General features: G+C 68.0%; 15 protein-coding genes, 1 tRNA gene and 2 pseudogenes. 4 read left to right on the forward strand and 14 right to left on the reverse strand.

Going from position 1 to position 17874, the window contains the following annotated elements; genetic code table 11:
* Positions 1-62 precede the first annotated feature (62 nt).
* From AWC30_RS07270 to AWC30_RS07280, 3 genes are all read right to left on the reverse strand, one after another.
* Positions 63-1955 carry a M48 family metallopeptidase gene (locus AWC30_RS07270; RefSeq protein WP_085109531.1) on the reverse strand — a complete coding sequence of 631 codons (1893 nt, stop codon included), beginning with the start codon at positions 1953-1955 and terminating at the stop codon, positions 63-65.
* A gap of 7 nt (positions 1956-1962) precedes the next feature.
* Positions 1963-2553, reverse strand: coding sequence for a LemA family protein (locus AWC30_RS07275; RefSeq protein WP_207568408.1), 591 nt, complete (start codon positions 2551-2553; stop codon positions 1963-1965).
* 218 nt (positions 2554-2771) lie between these two features.
* A tRNA-Arg gene (locus AWC30_RS07280) sits at positions 2772-2844 on the reverse strand.
* A 279-nt stretch (positions 2845-3123) separates the two neighbouring features.
* On the opposite strand from AWC30_RS07280, the pseudogene AWC30_RS18040 reads away from it, so the two are divergent.
* Positions 3124-3439: pseudogene (locus tag AWC30_RS18040) on the forward strand (transposase); the annotation flags it as partial.
* Positions 3440-3554: 115 nt separating this feature from the next.
* Here the strand turns inward: AWC30_RS18040 and AWC30_RS18300 are convergent.
* The 3 genes from AWC30_RS18300 to AWC30_RS07290 all read right to left on the reverse strand — a co-directional run bounded on the left by AWC30_RS18300 (position 3555) and on the right by AWC30_RS07290 (position 6232).
* A complete protein-coding gene (locus tag AWC30_RS18300; RefSeq protein ID WP_085109532.1) occupies positions 3555-4745 on the reverse strand; it encodes a radical SAM protein in 1191 nt (396 codons plus the stop codon).
* An 80-nt stretch (positions 4746-4825) separates the two neighbouring features.
* A complete protein-coding gene (locus tag AWC30_RS17580; RefSeq protein WP_133053670.1) occupies positions 4826-5065 on the reverse strand; it encodes a hypothetical protein in 240 nt (79 codons plus the stop codon).
* 426 nt (positions 5066-5491) lie between these two features.
* Positions 5492-6232, reverse strand: a complete 741-nt coding sequence (locus AWC30_RS07290) for a MerR family transcriptional regulator (protein ID WP_085109533.1) — start codon at positions 6230-6232, stop codon at positions 5492-5494.
* 94 nt (positions 6233-6326) lie between these two features.
* Between AWC30_RS07290 and AWC30_RS07295 the strand changes: the two genes are divergently transcribed.
* Entirely contained in the window at positions 6327-7217 is an 891-nt protein-coding gene (locus AWC30_RS07295; RefSeq protein WP_372507150.1) for a metal-dependent hydrolase, read from the forward strand.
* A gap of 1 nt (position 7218) precedes the next feature.
* On the opposite strand, the pseudogene AWC30_RS07300 reads toward AWC30_RS07295, so the two are convergent.
* The 5 genes and pseudogenes from AWC30_RS07300 to AWC30_RS07320 form a co-directional block, all read right to left on the reverse strand.
* Positions 7219-7632: pseudogene (locus AWC30_RS07300) on the reverse strand (gamma-glutamylcyclotransferase family protein); the annotation flags it as partial.
* Positions 7632-8858: an Nramp family divalent metal transporter gene (locus AWC30_RS07305; RefSeq protein WP_085109536.1), complete on the reverse strand. Its 1227-nt coding sequence runs from the start codon at positions 8856-8858 to the stop codon at positions 7632-7634. The pseudogene AWC30_RS07300 and the gene AWC30_RS07305, both read right to left, overlap by 1 nt.
* A 76-nt stretch (positions 8859-8934) precedes the next feature.
* Positions 8935-9726, reverse strand: coding sequence for an SDR family oxidoreductase (locus AWC30_RS07310; RefSeq protein WP_085109537.1), 792 nt, complete (start codon positions 9724-9726; stop codon positions 8935-8937).
* Positions 9727-9748: 22 nt separating this feature from the next.
* The gene (gene ku / locus AWC30_RS07315) at positions 9749-10576 is read right to left on the reverse strand and encodes a non-homologous end joining protein Ku (protein WP_085109538.1); all 828 of its coding nucleotides are present in this window, start codon (positions 10574-10576) and stop codon (positions 9749-9751) included.
* A gap of 30 nt (positions 10577-10606) precedes the next feature.
* On the reverse strand, positions 10607-11554 hold the full coding sequence (locus AWC30_RS07320) for a carbohydrate kinase family protein (RefSeq protein WP_085109539.1): 948 nt from the start codon (positions 11552-11554) through the stop codon (positions 10607-10609).
* Positions 11555-11603: 49 nt separating this feature from the next.
* Between AWC30_RS07320 and AWC30_RS07325 the strand changes: the two genes are divergently transcribed.
* Together AWC30_RS07325 and AWC30_RS07330 are read left to right on the forward strand one after the other, a co-directional pair.
* On the forward strand, positions 11604-13850 hold the full coding sequence (locus AWC30_RS07325; RefSeq protein WP_085109540.1) for an ATP-dependent DNA ligase: 2247 nt from the start codon (positions 11604-11606) through the stop codon (positions 13848-13850).
* A gap of 13 nt (positions 13851-13863) precedes the next feature.
* Positions 13864-15804, forward strand: a complete 1941-nt coding sequence (locus AWC30_RS07330; RefSeq protein ID WP_085109541.1) for a fumarylacetoacetate hydrolase family protein — start codon at positions 13864-13866, stop codon at positions 15802-15804.
* A gap of 9 nt (positions 15805-15813) precedes the next feature.
* Here the strand turns inward: AWC30_RS07330 and AWC30_RS17770 are convergent, their stop codons facing one another.
* The 3 genes from AWC30_RS17770 to AWC30_RS07340 form a co-directional block, all read right to left on the reverse strand.
* Complete coding sequence (locus AWC30_RS17770) at positions 15814-15972, reverse strand: hypothetical protein (protein WP_165756458.1); 159 nt, start codon at positions 15970-15972, stop codon at positions 15814-15816.
* A 222-nt stretch (positions 15973-16194) separates the two neighbouring features.
* Positions 16195-16914 (reverse strand): DUF4873 domain-containing protein, encoded by a 720-nt coding sequence (locus tag AWC30_RS07335; RefSeq protein WP_085109542.1) that lies wholly within the window; start codon positions 16912-16914, stop codon positions 16195-16197.
* On the reverse strand, positions 16911-17813 hold the full coding sequence (locus AWC30_RS07340) for an AurF N-oxygenase family protein (protein WP_085109543.1): 903 nt from the start codon (positions 17811-17813) through the stop codon (positions 16911-16913). Before AWC30_RS07340 ends, AWC30_RS07335 begins: the two co-directional genes overlap by 4 nt.
* Positions 17814-17874 lie beyond the last annotated feature (61 nt).

Here is a 17874-nt window from a genome sequence, read left to right on the forward strand (position 1 = left end):
ACAACTATGCAAGTTTGCTTGACAGTGCAAAGTCTGTGATACGGGTCACGCTGGCCGGACGCTCAGGTCACCGGCGGGACCGGGCAGTGCAACACCGCGCAGACGGTGCGCAGCAACTCGGATTCGGCAACCGTGACGACGCCGTCGGCGGTCACGGTGGTCACCGCGGCGTTGACCACCCTGGCCTTGTCGGCGCCGACCAGCCCGTCGATGACCGGCCAGACCTGTTCGAGGCCACGCACCCCGTCGGTGGGCAGCAGCGGGATGGCCTCACCGGGGTAGGCAACCGCGATGCCGGCCCGGAAGGCCGCGGCGGCTGCGGCCGGATCGGTGTTGCCGGTCTGCGCCAGCACGGCCAGCAGGTGACAGACCGCGGTGCGCGCCGAGGCGAGGCTCTGCCGCCTGCTCCGCCAGGGTGACGTCGACCCCGTCGATTCGCTGAGCCCGACGAAGATCAGCGTGCCCAAACAGTATTCGAAGACATCCAGCCGGCCGTCGGCGTTGATCAGCTCACCGACGACGGCCATCAGCCGCTGCTGCTCGGGTTGGGGATGGGCGCGCAGCGCCGGGAACGCGATCGAGGCGAGCGGAAGGCGCAGCCGGGGGTCCAGCGACGCGAGTTCGGCGCCGCAGGACCAGGCCTGGTCGGCGAGTTGCCTGCCGTGGGCGCGGGCCACGATCTGGTGCTGGGTGCGCCGGATGTTCTCGTTGCGGTCGAAGATCAGCGCGTAGATCAACGGCACCGCGGTGACCCGGTCGTGGGCCCACTGGGCGAGTTTCGGCGGAATGGCGTCGCGCAGTTGCGCCCCGGCCTGATAGGACGCGGCGGTGGGGTTGCCGACCGTGGCGGCGTAGTCGGGCCGGCCCGACGGCTGGGTCGGGGGAGGCCACGGTGCCCGGGCGCGCGCCGCGGCCGGTGCGGCGGCCAGGCCCATCGATCGGGCATCCTCGGCCATGCCGTCGGCGGGTTGGACCTGCCAGTGTCGTCTGAGCTGCTCGAGTTCGGCGGGGTTGAAGCCGGGCTCGAGGACCTGGATGCGTTCCAGCAGCGGCGGGTGGGTGGCGAACAGCGACGAGATCCGCAACCCGGGGCCGAACAGCATGTGGCTGACATCCTCGGTGCGTGGGGAGTTGAGCTGCGATCCGGCAGGCAGGCCGCCGATCTTCTTCAGGGCTCCGGTCAATCCGGCGGTCTGCCGGGTGAATTGGACGGCGGAGGCGTCGGCGAGGTATTCGCGCTGCCGGGAGACGGCCGCCTTGATCAGCCGTCCGAAGAAGACGCCGATCCAGCCGACCAGGTACAGCACCACGCCGAGCATCAACAGCGGAGCTCCGCCCCGGTCGCGACTGGAGCCGCCGCGGGTCCCGGCCAGAACCCGTCCGACGACGGCCAGCGCGATGATCCCGGATACCACGCCGATCAGCTTGAGGCTCAGCCGCATATCGCCGTTGACGATGTGGCTGAACTCGTGGGCGATCACGCCCTGCAATTCGTCGCGGTTGAGCCGGTCCAGTGAGCCCTGGGTGACGCAGATCGCCGCGTCCGCCGGGGTGTAGCCGGCGGCGAAGGCGTTGATCGCCTGCTCCTGCGGCAGGTAGTAGAGCACCGGCACCGGTGTGCTGGAGGCGATCGCGACCTCTTCGACGATATTGCGGTAGCGCTGCAGCTTGGGGTCGGCGGGCATGTCCGGAACCCGTACCCCGCCGAGACTTTCGGCCACCTTGGTGCCGCCGCCTTGGCGCAGCGTCAGCGTCTTGACCACCGATACGCCGGAGATCAGCGTCAGAACACCGATGCTGACCAGGATCGCCGTGCCCACCCGCTGCTCGGGGAGGACGAACGGCATGACCGCGAGGTTGGCGACCGCGGTGATCGTCAGCACCGCCAGGACGAACAGCAGCACCATCCGGTTGGACGCCGCGCGGACCTGCCGCTGGCGTTCGAAGAAGTCCATCGGCCGATCAGAACTGGATGCGAGGAACCTCGCGCACTTCCGGGCCGGTGATCTCCAGCTGTGCCGCGGGGGTGAAGCCGAACGCACCGGCGAACAGCACCGACGGGAACACCTCGCGCTTGTTGTTGTAGTTCATCACCGCGTCGTTGTAGGCCTGCCGGGCGAAGGCGATGCGGTTCTCGGTGGAGGTCAGTTCCTCGGAGAGCTGCATCATGTTCTGGCTGGCCTTGAGGTCCGGGTAGGCCTCGCGCAGTGCGAACAGCCGGCCGAGCGCGCCGGTCAGCGCGCCTTCGCTGGCCGACAGCTGGCCCATCGCCGCGGGGTCTCCGGGGTTGGCCGATGCGGTCGCCTTCGCCGAGACCGCGGCGTTGCGGGCCTGCACGACGGCTTCCAGCGTCTGGCGCTCGTGGGCCAGGTAGGCCTTGGCGGTCTCGACGAGGTTGGGGATCAAGTCGTGGCGGCGGGTCAGTTGCACGTCGATCTGGGCGAACGCGTTCTTGAAGGCGTTGCGCAGCCGGACCAGTCCGTTGTAGATGCCCAGCAGCATCAATCCGAACAGCACCACGAGGGCGATGATGACGATCAAGGCGATGACCATGCGTAATACCTTTGCTGTTCCGGGTCGGGGCCTGACCATTCTCGCACAGCGGGCGAGGCCCGCCCGCGGCAATTTTCGTGCCGCCACCTCCGTGAGCTGACCGTCGTGGGGGTGTCGAGCATCAACCGAAGTTACGGTCAACCCTCAGCCGAAGCACTGTCAGCCGGCACCCGAAGACCAAACGTCAAGAATCAACCGACGTAATACAAAACGCTCAGTGCCCCCGACAGGATTCGAACCTGTGACACCGGCTTTAGGAGAGCCGTGCTCTATCCCCTGAGCTACGGGGGCCGGGGACGTGGCGAAATAGTTGGTGAAAACTCTAGTGGGTGGGCGGCGGGTGGCGTTGCGCGGTGGGCTTGCTTCATGACCTGGTCGATGTGGGTGGCGCAGAAGGCGCCGTGCTAGCAGCTGCCATCGATGCACGGGTTAAGGCAAATGATGAGGAGGTCGACGATTTTCAGGGTGGTGCCGTGGACTCTGGGTCGCGGGTGGTGGTCGCGAAGTTTTCCGGCGAGTTAACCGCCCCGGCGGCGTCCGGAGACTGCCGATCTTGGGAGGACTCAGGATATGGGACGTGCGAGCCGGTACCCGATGAGTTGTGGGAGCGGGCGGTGCGGATGGTCGCAGAGGTGCGGCCCGAGTACCCCCTCGGAGTGGGCGGCGATTACGGCGCTGGCGGTGATCGGGACTGCGGAGACGCTGCGCAGCTGGATCCGCAGTTCAGAGGTCGATTCGGGCGTGCGGCCCTGCGTAACGTCGCAGATGGCGGAGGAGAACAAGTGCTGCGTAAGCAGGTCGCCGAGTTGCGTCGGGCCAATAAGATCTTGAAAGCAGCGGCAATTTTCTTCGGGGCTTAGCTCGGCCGCCCCGGGAGACGGTGATCGAATCACCCATTTAAGTCGGCGATCTTGAAGACCAGGCGGTGGTTACATGTGTATCTCGTTGGGTGGGCTAGGCAGGCGTGTTACACAACGAGTCACTCGCAATTAAATAGCCTGCTAGGATTTTATCCACCCACTTGGCTGGGATGGAGTCTCGAATGGCGGAGGACTTTCGTGGTCTACTTCGTCCAAGAGCAGTTCTTTCGCTGTCATGTATAGCCGGTGTTGATCATGACACAACACAGATCGTTGAAACGGTGGCATGGCGTCTGCCCCGACGCGGCCAGCTAAATGACCGCCCCCGCAAATGTCTACAACGCTGCATCGACGGCACTCCGAGGGGAGAAATTGGCCAAGGTGCAGTAGATAGTTGACCATCGGGTCGGCCATGAACTCGTCAAAATTATGGTCTATTATGTTGAATTTACTCCTCGTTCCTCCATTTTTGTAAGAGCGCAGGTAGTCATGGTACTCCAAGCCGCCATCTGTATTGATAACCAGTATCGGGATTGTTTGATTAACAAGTGAATAGCTATGATAGTTCGAGCCCAGGATAACCGAGATGATCTCGTAAAATGAACGAATCATAATTTTCGGGTCGTCTTGCTTCAGCCATTCCTTGAATAGGCGCGCCATCCAAGTTCCGTAACGCGGCGACCGTGCGTAATGCGTTTCGTCTCCCCCATGCCACGGTCGCGAGTCATAATTGTATTCAAGGGGCCACAGAACGTCGATCCGGGGGACAGGTAAGGAGGAAATCCAATTTAGGAATATCTTTGGTGACAGATCAGGCTGTGCAACGCACAAGAACCCCGCAAGCGCGTCCTCATGTCCCCGGTCAATAAGTCGTTGTACGGTCGCCATGATTTGATCGTGTGAACCTCGCCCACTGTGCGTTACCCTTGCCTTATCGTTAACGTCGCGTGGACCGTCGATACTCACCCCGAGGGAAACCTGATGGCCCGCGAGCAAGTCTGCGAGCTTATCCGAGATACGTAAGCCGTTTGTTTGGAGACCGACTGAAAGTCTCAGTCCTGTTCGCCGGACGGCCTCGACTCGGTCTAATAGCTCTACAAATGAGCTGTATGGCCACAGTGTTGGTTCACCGCCGTGTAGCGATAGCGTGAATTGATCTATTCCCGTTTTGTTGCAATGCTCGACAATTCGATCGACTACGCGTCCGGCGATAGCGGGAGGCATATTTCTCGGGACAACTTCGAATGTGCGGTCGTGCTGGTTGAACATGTAGCAGTATGTGCAATTTAGATTACAGACGGCGGTCAGCTTTACTATTGCAAGACTGAACATTTAGCGCACCTGTCGAAAGCGTCAACGGTGGACCTATCCGGAGCTGGCCGGATCGAGTTCTGATTCGCGAGATGGGGAAATTAGGTGCCGGGACCGCCGGGAGTCGCCGGTAGCACCACACTGCTTCGGAAATCTTCTGGCTCCCAAGACAGATCGAATTTCAGCCCCCACGCGGCATCGGCGGTTGCGCCTCCGGCGCCCTGGGCGGCTATGTGGTTCAGCGCAGCGTTGATGATCGCAGATTTTGCCGCTTCGGCGCGCAGGGTACTTAACCCTGTGCCCTTCGCAATATCCAACTTCGCGTGGATCGGATCAGGCATTTCGGTCTCATTTCTACGTGGCTAGGGAATCTGTCGGCCTAGCCGGACTGCGCTACGTTATGTCGATGACCGGCCAGGGCGATAGGGTGGCCGATTACCCTACTTTCAGCCGTTTGCGGCTTCCGATCAGTACCAGCGGCTGGTTGAAGTCCAACTGATGGCAACACGCCAGCGCCGTGCGATCGGGTCCCGTTCATCAGAGAGTGGCGCCTCTCTGTGTCAAGTCGTGGTGTCGGCGTTGTTTAGCAATTGTCGGTGTTCGGTAGCCGTCTCGGCTGACCGGCGCGGCGCCCTCCTGAGCCGCAGTCCGGGCCCCAGGGCTGAGTCGGAAACCGCTGCCGGCCATTGACTCTGCGTAGAGTACGCAAAAGTGCGGGTAGGGCGCGTGGTCAGCGCAGAGTCAACACGAAGATGACCACCGTCGCCTCAGGCGGTGGAGGCCGGGCGCTCCTGGGACAGTGAGACGTCGGCCTCGGTGGCCTTCTGCAGCAGAACACCGTCGGCGACCTCGTCGAAGGCCCTGGCGAAGACCCGACCGATCAGTGCCACGGCGATGCTCTTCGCCTTCGTCGCGGTGTCGGCCAGCTTCGCCCAGTCCGCGTCGGCGAAGCCGGCGTCGGCCGCCGGTTGCCACACGTCGTCGACGTAGCGGTTGATGAGCCGCTTGGCGATGTCGCGCTGCTGCACCGACACGTCGGCGATGGTGTCGGCGAGCCGCGGCAGCGATATGCCGGCCTCCACGAGTTGCTCGATCGCGATGAGGATGCCGGCGTCGGGTGCGGAGACGGTGTCGGCGTCGACCGCGTGGACCAAGCCGGCGTCGATGAGGATGTGATCGGCGTCGTCGCCGAGCCGGTGCTGCACCTCGGCGCGGGGGAGGACCACGGGTTCGACGGCCGCCAGCGGGCTCAGCGCTTCGGCGGCCAGCCGGCGCACGGCGTCCTCGGAATCGGCACCGGCTTCGGTGAACCGGCGGATGAGGTCCAGCGGCAAACCTTGGCCGCGCAGGTGTTTGACCCGCTCGATGATCGCGACGTGCTCGCGGGAGTAGATCCCGACCCGACCGCGCCTCACCGGCGGCGGCACCAGGCCCAAGGTCTGCCACTCGCGGATGTTGCGCGCGGTCATCGCTACCCGTTGGGCCAGCTCATCGATCGTGAACTCCATCGCGGCCAAGCCTAGCACTGCGGCGTTGACCGTTACGGAAAATACCGTTACGGTCGATAATGAGATTATTGCCGAACCGAGGAGTCTGATCATGGTGGCGACGGCCGGGGAGACCGCACCGCTTGCGGTGCGGAGGATGAAGTTCGGGTTCGACGACGACGCACCGGCGACCAAGTACTACGCCAACGGCAGCATCGTGTTCAGTCACCTGGTTGCGGTGCTGTCGGCGATCTTCCCGCCCGGCGAGGACATCTTCGTCCGCTCGGTGCGCCGTTACCGCGACCAGATCACCGACCCCGACCTCAGCCAGCGGGTCTCGGCGTTCATCGGGCAGGAGAAGGTGCACGGCCTGCAACACAGGGAACTCAACGAGCAGCTGCTGTCGATGGGCTATCCCACCCCGTGGTTCGAGTTCCTGCTGGAGAGCACCGAGCACCTGGAGAAATTCCTCGACAAGCGCTATCCGAGCCCGGACCGGTTCGTGAAACTACGCCGCTTCTTCCTCGGGTTCACCGTCGCCGCCGAGCATTTCACCGCCACCTGGGCGGAGAACATCCTCAAAAGCCCGGAGGTGCAGGCGATGATGTACGACCCGGAGATCCGAAACCTGTTGAACTGGCACGCCTTGGAGGAGCTGGAGCACAAGGACGTCGCCTTCGACGTCTACCGGGCCGTCGGCGTGCCGGAGTCCACCCGGATCCGCTGGATGCGGTTCGCGCAGAACTTCGGTATCCCGATCCTGCTGCTGTTCACACTGGCCTCGATCGTGCTCAACGACCGCGAAGGGCGCCGCCAGCCGGTGCGGCTGCTCATCGAGACCGGCCAGATGCTGCGCAGTCCGATGTTCAAGGGCTTCCACAAGGCGATGAAACCGTTCAAGCGCCGCGACTTCCACCCCAACCAGATCGACACCACCGAGCTGATGACGACCTGGCAGCGCGAACTCTTCGGCGAGGACGGCGAACTGGTCGGCCACCTCAAATAGTCGGCGACCACCCGCGCAGGAAATCCAGCCACCCGGTCGGCAGTCCCTGGCGCTGCGCCCCGTCGATCACCCGCTCCAGATAGCCGTCGCGGGCCGGGCCCGGGTGCACCCGGTAGTCGATGTAGACCCAGACCAGCACCGACCCGGCCGCGGTGCGCACCGGGAGCCGGAAGCGCCGGTAGTGGGCGGGCACGCTCTCGGCGATGTCGAGGGCGGCCAGGTCGTCGTCGCTGACCTGCCACACCACCCCGTGCACCCGGTCGCCGGGTGCCGCGCGCACGGTGGCCACGCCGCGCTCGTTGATCAGCCAGGCGTGCCCGTCGAGCACCGCGGTGCGCGGGTCGGCCGCGTCCGGGCAGCGGCGCGCCATCTGCTCGGCGCACAGGTTCGAGCCGTAGGCGAAGTAGGCGGGCATCAGCCCCGCACGGTCAGGTAGATCAACACCACGTTGAGCAGGGTAACCACGGCGGTGATCGCCCAGCCCAGCAGCGAGGTCAGCCGGTGATTGGCATCGGCGCCCATCAGCGCCCGATCGGCGGTCAATCGGATCACCGGCACCAGCGCGAACGGGATCCCGAACGACAGCACCACCTGGGAGAGCACCAGTGCCCTGGTCGGGTCCACGCCGATCGCCAGCACCACCAGCGCCGGGATCAGCGTGATCAGCCGCCGCCACAGCAGCGGCACCGAGATGCGCAGCAGCCCCTGCATGACCATCGCGCCGGCGTAGGCGCCCACCGACGTCGACGCCAGCCCGGAGGCCAGCAGCCCGATCGCGAAGAACAACGCGATGGTGGGTCCGAGCGCATCGCGCACCGCGGCATGGGCCCCCTCGATCGAATCGCCGTCCACCAGCCCCTGCAGGTTGGTCGCGGCCACCACCAGCATCGCGGCGTTGACGGTCCCGGCCACCACCATCGCCAGGCCCACGTCCCAGCGGGTGATCCGTAGCAGCCGACGGCGTTGCGGGCCCGCCGGGGGCCGGCCGTGGCGGTCACGGCTCAGCCCGGAGTGCAGGTAGACAGCGTGCGGCATGATCGTGGCGCCGAGGATCGCGGTGGCCAGCAGCACGCTTTCGGCGCCCTGGAACCGGGGCACCAGACCGTCGGCCAACTCGGCTGCCGGCGGTGGAGCGACGAACAGGCTGGCCAGAAAACCGATTGCGATGATCAACAGCAGCCCGCTGATCACCAGCTCGAACCGGCGCTGGCCGCGCCGGTCCTGCACCGCCAGCAACAGCATGGACACCGCGCCGGTGATCACCCCGCCGAGCAGCAGCGGCAGCTCGAACAGCAGATGCAGCGCGATCGCCCCGCCGACCACCTCGGCCAGGTCGGTGGCCATCGCCACCAGCTCGGCCTGCAGCCAGTAGGCGATGCGGGTGGGACGACGGCTGTGATCACCGACCACCTCCGGCAGCGAGCGGCCGGTGACCAGGCCGAGCTTCGCCGACAGGTACTGCACCAGCCCGGCCATGACGTTGGCGACGACGATGACCCACAGCAGCAGGAACCCGAACTGTGCCCCGGCGCTGACGTTGGCGGCGACGTTGCCCGGATCGACGTAGGCGATCGCCGCGACGAAGGCCGGGCCGAGCAGATACCAGCCCGGCCGCGTCGACACCTCGCTGCGCAACGCCACCCGATCCCCTCACTCACCGTAGGCGAACAAAAATGTGAGGGTAGCCGAAACTTCGGGTGGCGCCGCGGCGGACCCCTCACAGGTCGGGGATCGGCAACTCCATGTTGGGGGCGATGAGTCCGCCGTCGACCTCGAGCACCTTGCCGGTCAGGTAGCCGCCCGCCGGGGAGGCCAGATAGACCGCCGCGGCGGCAACGTCTTCGGGCTCACCCAGCCGGCGCAGCGGGGTGGCCTGCTCCATCGGGGCGCGCAGTTCGTCGTTGGCCGCCACCATTTCCAGCGCGGACGTCAGGATCGCGCCGGGGGCGATCGCGTTGACCCGGACCCGCGGCGCCAGGTCCGCCGCGGCCAGTCGGGTGTAGTGCGCCAGCGCCGCCTTGGCGGTGCCGTAGGCGGCGAACCCGCGCCCGGCCAGCCGGCCGACCGCCGAGGTGATGTTGATGACCGACCCGCCGCCAGTGTGCTCGAGCATCAGCGGCACCGCCGCGGTGGTCAATGCGTGCGCGGTGAGCACGTTGAAAACCAGCGCGGCCTTGAGATCGTCGGTCGAGGTGGTCAGCAGCGGCGCGGGCATGGCCCCGCCGACGTTGTTGACCACCACGTCGAGTCGGCCGAACGCGTCGACGGCCGCACCGGCCAGCTTTTCGGTCTGCTCCGGGCGGGACAGATCGGCGACGACGACCTCGGCGCGCCGACCCGCCTCCCGCACCCGCGCGGCGACCCCGTCCAGGTCGGCGGGGGTGCGCGCCGACACGACGACATCGGCGCCCGCCTCGGCGAACGCCACCGCGATCGCGGCGCCGAGCCCGCGCCCGGCGCCGGTGACGACCGCGACGCTGCCGTCCAAGCGAAACCTGTCGAGAATCACGCCGTCACGCTAACAAGGCGGCTCAGGACTTGACGCGCGCTTTGCGGCCACCGGATTTCTTCGGCCGCGACTTGACGCTGGCCTCCAGCTTGGCGAGCAGATCCGAGACGTCCTCGGTCTCGTCGAGTTCGGTGGGCTTCTCCTCGGCGGTGAAGGCCTCCCCGCCGGCCAGTTTGGCCTCGATGAGCTCGACGAGTTGCTCCTGGTACTCGTCGCGGTACTGCTCGGGGTGGAAGTCCTCGGCCATGGACTCCACCACCTGGCCCGCCATCTTCAACTCGGCCGGCTTGATCTCGACCTTCTTGTCGAGCACCGGGAAATCCGGGTCGCGGATCTCGTCGGGCCAGCGCAGGGTGTGCACCACCATGACCTGACGTTTGCCGAAGTCGTTGACCCGCAACGCGGCCAGTCGCGTCTTGTTGCGCAATGCGAAATGGACGATCGCCACCCGATCGGTCTGGGCGAGCGTCTTGGCCAGCAGCACATAGGATTTGGTGGAACTTCCGTCAGGCTGAAGGAAGTAGCTGCGGTCATACAGCAGCGGGTCAAGCTGGTCGGCGGGGACGAACTCGGCCACTGAGATCTCCCGGCTGCGCTCCTCGGGAAGATTGGCCAGGTCGTCATCGGTGATGATCACCGCCTGGCCGTCCTCGGACTCATACGCACGGGCGATGTCGCGGTACTCGACCACCTCGCCGCAGACCTCGCAGACCCGCTTGTAGCGGATCCGGCCGTTGTCCTTGGCGTGCACCTGGTGGAACTTGACGTCGTGGTCCTCGGTGGCGGCATAGAGCTTGACCGGCACGTTCACCAGCCCGAAGGCGATCGATCCTTTCCAGATGGCCCGCATGACAGTCAGTATGCCCGCAGCGGACGCGGTCTACCCGTTCTTCGCCGGCCCGAATCGGCGCACCCGGTAGCCGTCGAGGGCGGCCCGGTCGGGCAGATCGGCGCCCCGGCGCGCCACCGTCAGCGCCGCACAGTCGGTCGCCGATCGCAACGCGGCACCCAGTGTCGTCACGTCGATCGCCTGCAGGCCGGCGCGGCGCCGCGCGCCCAGCAGCCCGGCCGCCGACAGCGCGTCGAGCAGTCCGACGGTGAAAGCGTCACCGGCGCCGATGGTGTCGGCCACTGCGACGGCCTCGGCGTCGACGCGGGCGATCCCGGCGGCGCACAGTGCGAAGGCGCCCCGGTCGCCGAGGGTCACCGCCACCACCGCAGGCCCGGCCGCCAGCCAGTTGCGGGCCACCTGTTCGACGGGGCGGTCCGGCTCGATCCAGTTCAGGTCCGCCGCGCTGACCTTGACGATGTCGCTGCCCTCGACCAGCCGTTGGATGCGTTCGCGTGCCAGTCCGCGGTCGGCGAGCAGCGCCGGGCGGATGTTCGGATCGAAGCTGACCGTCGCCGCCGGCCGGTAGGTGTCCAGCAGGGCGGCGACCGCCAGGCAGCCCGGCTCGACCACCGCGGCCAGCGAGCCGGTGTGCACCACCGCCGGCGGTGGGGTCGCCGGGTTGCCGGAGAGCCGCCAGTCCAACTCCAGGTGGTAGTCGGCCGCCTTGTCGTCATCGAGGATCGCGCGGGCGGTGGCGGTCGGCCCGGCGACGACGCTGCCCGCCGCCGGGCGCACCCCCGCCGAACGCAGGTACGCCAGGATGCGGGCACCGTAGGCGTCGTCGCCGATCCGGGTCACGAAGTCCACCCGGTGCCCCAGCCGGCCCAGGCCGACCGCGACGTTGAGCGGGCTGCCGCCGACGTGCTCGCCGAGCACCCGCCCATCCTGTTCGACGATGTCGATGAGTGATTCACCGATCACCAGCGCCCCCAGCATGGCTTCGACAGTACCGACGGAACCCCTGCCGACGACGTACGTTGGCACCATGGCAACGTCGCGGGTCCGGCTGACCAACGCCGAGAAGGTGTTGTACCCGCCGACCGGCCGGACCGCAGCGGTGACCAAAGCCGATGTCTTCGACTACTACACCCGGATCGCCGAGGTCATGCTGCCGCACGTCGCCGGCCGCCCGGCCACCCGCAAACGCTGGCCCGACGGGGTGGCCGCCGACTCGTTCTTCGAGAAACAACTCGCCGCGTCCGCGCCGGACTGGCTGACCCGCGGCGCGGTCACCCACCGGTCCGGCACCACCACCTACCCGATCCTCGACCGCGCCGAGTCGATCGCGTGGATCGCCCAGCAGGCAGCCTTGGAAGTCCATGTGCCGCAATGGCGTTTCGTCGACGGTGAGCCGGGCCCGGCGACCCGGCTGGTCTTCGACCTCGACCCCGGCGAGGGGGTCGGCCTGGTCGAGCTGGCCGCGGTCGCGCGGGCGATCCGCGACCTGCTGGCCGCACTCGACCTGACCGCGTTCCCGGTCACCAGCGGCAGCAAGGGCCTGCACCTCTACAGCCCGCTGGACCGGCCGGTGAGCTCACGCGGCGCCGCCACCCTGGCCCAGCGCATCGCCCGGCAACTCGAGCGCGACATGCCCGACCGGGTCACCGCGACGATGGCGCGCAGCGCCCGGGCGGGCAAGGTGTTCGTCGACTGGAGCCAGAACAACGCCGCCAAGACCACGATCGCGCCCTACTCGCTGCGCGGCCGGCCCGAGCCGACGGTGGCCGCGCCACGCAGCTGGGACGAGCTCGACGACCCCGGGCTGGCCCAGCTGCGCTACGACGAGGTCCTCGACCGGGTCGCTCGCGACGGCGACCTGCTCGCCGGCCTCGACCCGGCCGGACCGGACCGCCTGCAGCGTTATCGCAGCAAACGCGACGCCGCCAAGACCCCCGAACCGGTCCCGGCCGCCTCCCCGGTCACCGGCCACGACGACACCTTCGTGATCCAGGAACACCACGCCCGCCGGCTGCACTACGACTTCCGGCTGGAGCGCGACGGGGTGCTGATCAGCTGGGCCGTCCCGAAGAACCTGCCGGAAAGCCCCGCGACCAACCACCTCGCGGTGCGCACCGAGGACCACCCGCTGGAGTACGCGGGTTTCGAAGGCCGCATCCCGGCCGGCGAATACGGCGCGGGCACCGTCACGATCTGGGACTCCGGGCGCTACGACACCGAGAAGTTCCGTGACGACGAGGTGATCGTGGTCCTGCACGGGGCCAGGGTGTCGGGCCGCTACGCGCTGATCCGCACCGACGGCGACCAGTGGCTGGCCCACCGGATGAAAGACCAGAACATCGTCGACTTCGACACCCTGGACCCGATGCTGGCCACCGCGGGCCCGGTCGGTGCGCTGCCCGCCGCGCAGTGGGCCTTCGAAGGCAAATGGGACGGCTACCGGATGCTGGTCGACGCCGACCACGGCAGGGTGCGGCTGCGCTCGCGCAACGGACGCGACGTCACCGGTGAGTTCCCCGGGCTGGCGGGCCTGGCCGACCAGCTCGACCAGCACCGGGCGGTGCTCGACGGGGAGGTAGTCGCCCTCGACGCAGGCGGCACACCGAGTTTCAGCCGGCTGCAGCGTCGGGCCGGCGGCGCCGACCTTGCGTACTGGGCCTTCGACCTGCTGTACCTCGATGGGCGCGCACTGCTGCGGGCGAGCTACCGCGACCGTCGCGCACTGCTGGAGACCCTCACCGCCGGAACCGATCTGGTCGTGCCCGAACTGCTCCCCGGCGACGGAGCCGAGGCGCTCGAAGAAGCGCGAGGCCGGGGCTGGGAAGGCGTGGTCGCCAAGAAGTGGGACGCCGGATACCGGCCCGGGCACCGCTCCACGGCCTGGATCAAGGACAAGATCTGGACCACCCAGGAGGTGGTGATCGGCGGCTGGCGGCACGGCGAGCGCGGCAGCGGGATCGGCTCGCTGCTCATGGGCATCCCCGGCGCCGGCGGACGGGACGCCGCCGGTCTGGAATACGTCGGCCGAGTGGGCACCGGCTTCACCGAGAAGGAACTCGCCGCGCTGCGCGCCCGGCTCGAGCCGCTGCGTACCCCCGACTCCCCGTTCGCCACGCCACTTACCACCGAGGAGACCCGTGACGTGACCTATGTGCGGCCGGAACTGGTCGGCGAGGTGCGCTACCAGGACCGGACCGCCGGCGGCCGGCTGCGTCACACCAGCTGGCGCGGGCTGCGCCACGACAAGACCGCCGACGAGGTGGTTCCGGAGTGAAGAGGAGGACGGCATGCGGTGGGTGACCTTCCGGGACGGCGCCGAGGAACGCACCGGCGTCCTCGACGGCGACATCGTCCACGCGACACCGCGCGGCACGACGCTGCTGGAGTTGGTGCGCCGCGGCGCCGACGGGCTGCGCGAGGCGGGCGAGCGGGCGCTGGCCGCCTCGGACCAGACGGTGCCGCTGTCCGCCGTGACGCTGTTGGCGCCGATCCCGCGGCCACCGTCGATCCGCGACACGCTGTGCTTCCTCGAGCACATGCGCAACTGTCAGGCTGCGCTCGGCCGTGGCCGGGTGTTGCACGACACCTGGTACCGGATCCCGGCGTTCTACTTCGCCTGCCCGACCACCGTGCTCGGCCCCTACCAGGACGCCCCGATGGCGCCGGGAAGTGTCTGGCAGGACTTCGAATTGGAGATCGCCGCAGTGATCGGCACCACCGGCGCCGATCTGACCGTGGCGCAGGCCGAGGCCGCGATCATCGGCTACACCATCTACAACGACTGGTCCGCCCGCGACCTGCAGCAGTTGGAGGGCCAGCTGGGGATCGGGCAGGCCAAGGGCAAAGACGGCGGGGTCACGCTGGGCCCGTACCTGGTGACCGCCGACGAGCTCGAGCCCTACCGATGCGGCGACCGCCTCGACCTCTCGGTGACCGCACTGGTCAACGACACCGTGATCGGCTCGGGTTCGACCGCCCAGATGGACTGGAGCTTCGGTGAAGTCATCTCCTACATCTCCCGTGGCGTCACCCTGGTCCCCGGCGACGTGATCGGCTCGGGCACCGTTCCCACCTGCACCCTGCTGGAGCACCTGGATCCCGCGGCGCCGCAGAACTTCCCGGGCTGGCTGCGCGACGGCGACACCGTCACGCTGCGCGTCGACGGACTCGGCGAGACCCGGCAGCGGGTACGGGCCACCGCCCGGCCCCATCCGCTGCCCGCGCGGACCAACCCGGACGTGAAACCCGAACCGCGGCCGGCGAACCCGGCGCGCTCGCCGGTGCCTTACACCCGCGGACTGCACCAGGTGGCCACCGACGCGTGGGCCTGGACGCTGCCCGACGGCGGGTACGGCTGGAGCAACGCCGGATTGGTCGCCGGTGACGGCGCGTCACTGCTGGTCGACACCCTGTTCGACCTGGACTTGACCGCGGAGATGCTCGCCGCGATGCGCGAGGTCACCGACGGCGCCCCGATCACCGATGTGCTGATCACCCACTCCAACGGCGACCACATGCACGGCAACCAGTTGCTGCCGTCCGACGCCCGTATCCATGCGGCCCGGGTCACCGCCGAGGAGATCGCTCACGGGCGGCCGCCTGCGATGCTGGTGGCCACCCAGATCGGCGACCTCGGCGTGGTAGGGACGCGCTATGCGCGGGAACGGTTCGGCGCCTTCGACTTCGGTGGCATCACCGTGCGCAACGCGGACATCGTCTTCGATGATGAACTGACCATCGAGGTGGGCGGCCGCACCGTCGTCCTGCGTAACCTCGGGCCGGCGCACACCGGCGCCGACTCGGTAGCGCACGTCCCCGACGCCGGGGTGCTGTTCGCCGGCGACCTGCTGTTCGTCGGGTGCACTCCGATCGTGTGGGCCGGGCCGATCCGCAACTGGATCGACGCCTGCGACACGATGATCGCGCTGGACGCGCCGACGGTGGTTCCCGGCAACGGCCCGGTCACCGACCCCGACGGTATCGCCGCGGTGCGGGACTATCTGTCCTACATCGTCGACGCCGCCGACGACGCCTACCGGCGCGGACTGGAGTTCACCGCCGCCGCCGACGCGATCGACTTGGGCGAGTACGCCGATTGGCTGGACGCCGAACGGGTGGTGACCAACGTCTATCGCCGGTACCGGGAACTCGACGCCGACACCCCGGTGCTGCAGCCGGCGGAACTGCTGACGCGGCAAGCCGAATGGCTCGCGAAGCGGTCCGGCTAGCCGCTGGCCTCAGCAGCGGGTGGCGGCGCGGATCCGGCGCCGGTGCTCTTCGCTGGTGTGGCGTCCGGCGGTCGCGGGACGCAGGTGGTGGACGGCGTGCTGGTGACCGCAGGGACCGCTGACCACATCCGGTCGCAGTCGATCTTTGGCGTCCATCAACATCAACACCCCCCTCATTCTGTTGACTCGAGATCTGCACGACACACCTCCGGCACGGACCGGTATCGGCGCAGAACTCCTTCCATTCAACGGCACCCGCGCGCGGCGCTATCCCCGCGACACGGTGAGGTTCGGCACAGCGTGCGGGCGGCGCGGAGCCGGTCACCGCAACGGGGCACCGACGATGTGATGCGGCACGATGCCGACCCGGATGGTGACGCTCGCCACTGCTCAGGGTCGCGGCGGCAAGGCCAATTCGACGGTCTCCAGCGGGAACGGCGGGAACCCGGCCGCCCCACGCACCGACAACGTCCCCCACGGGGTCCGGTCGGAGATCGTGGCGTCGGCGTTGTGCTCGCCGATGCGGAGGCTGACCCGCGACCCGGTCACCCGCTCACCGGGGAGGTCGGCGTAGAGCATGCCCTGCCAGTGGTACCGGCCGTCGATCGGGTCGAAATGGCCGGTGAGCCGGACCCGGACGGGGTACTCCTCGCCGGCGTGGGTCAGCGTCGCCGGGCCGTCGTAGCTGTCCTCGTCGACCCCGACCGACCCGGCCAGGTAGAACCGGGACAGCCCGCGGGTGGGCAGCACCGGGTGCACCCGCAGCCGGGAGCGCGCCTCGATGCGGGTGGCGCCGCCGCGCAGCGCCCCCGCCACCACGGCGCCGACGTAGCGGGCCTGTCGCGCGGTGTGCGGACCGGGGATCCGGAAACGGTTGGGCACCCCGTGCGCGGCGACGATCCGGTCCTCGCGCGCGGTGGTGTCCACAACGATCCGCGCCGAGTGGATCTGCCCGTCGGCGCCGGTCACCGTCCAGGTGTCGGTCGCCGAGTCGAAGCGGGTCCGCGCCGGGGCGGCGACGACCGCGCCGTAGGCCAACCGGCCGTGGGTTCGGGCCGGATCGCCGATCACCAGCACGTCGACGGGATCGGTACCGGGTGTCGCGGTCACAGGAACCCGGCCCGCCGCCACATCCGCCTGCCCAGCCGACCCATCAGGCCGACCTCCTCGAAGAAGGCCGCCAGCGGCGCGTACGCCGAGCGGCAGGCCGCCAGGAAATGCGGGTTGCGCCGGGCCACGCGGCGGGCGGCGCGCCCGTCGAGCCCGACCCGCCGGTACACCGCCGGCATGGTGAACAGGTAGCGGTAGAACGGCCCGCCCACGCCCTGCAGGTTGGCCAGATACATCCGGCGGTACCAGCTCATCGCCGGCACCTCCTTGCGCAGCCCGTCGCGGGCGAACTGGATGTGGCGGGCCTCCTCGGTGACGTGGATGCGCATCAGCCGCTTGACGATCGGCTGTAGATCCGGGTCATCGAGGATCTGCCGCTGCAGCGCGTCGAAGATCTCCTCGCCGACCAGGGCCGCGCCCCACAGCACGCTGCCGCGGAACACCAGCGGCAAAGTGTTGATCACGATGCGCTGGTAGAGCTTCGGGCGCACCGGCACGCCGCCGATGCGGTCGATGGCCTTGCCGAACATCAGCATGTGCCGGGTCTCGTCACCGAGCTCGGTCAGCTTGTAGTGGGTGGAGCGGGCGGTGGGATTCTGATGCATCATGTCGCGCAGCAGCGCCTGGTTGAGGATGTTCTCGAACCAGATCCCCGCGGAGAGCAGGTTGACCAACTCCTGGCGGGACATGTCGATCTGCTGCTCGCGGCTCATCGACTCCCACAGGTCGGTGCCGTAGAGGGTGCACATCCGCGGCGGCAGGAAGAACTTGTCGTCTTCCAGCGGCGCGTCCCAGTCGATGTCGACGATCGGGGCGTAGGACTTCTTGACCGAACCCTTGAGCAGGCGCTCGGCGACCTGCTCGCGCGGAGTGGCTGCCGACTTGACGACGGTGGTCATCGCTGCCGTTCCTTTCCTTGTCGCGACCGGTGAGGCCATTAAGGAACACGACACCGCAAGA

It is taken from the genome of Mycolicibacillus trivialis (assembly GCF_002102395.1).
Classification (GTDB): Bacteria; Actinomycetota; Actinomycetes; order Mycobacteriales; family Mycobacteriaceae; genus Mycobacterium; species Mycobacterium triviale.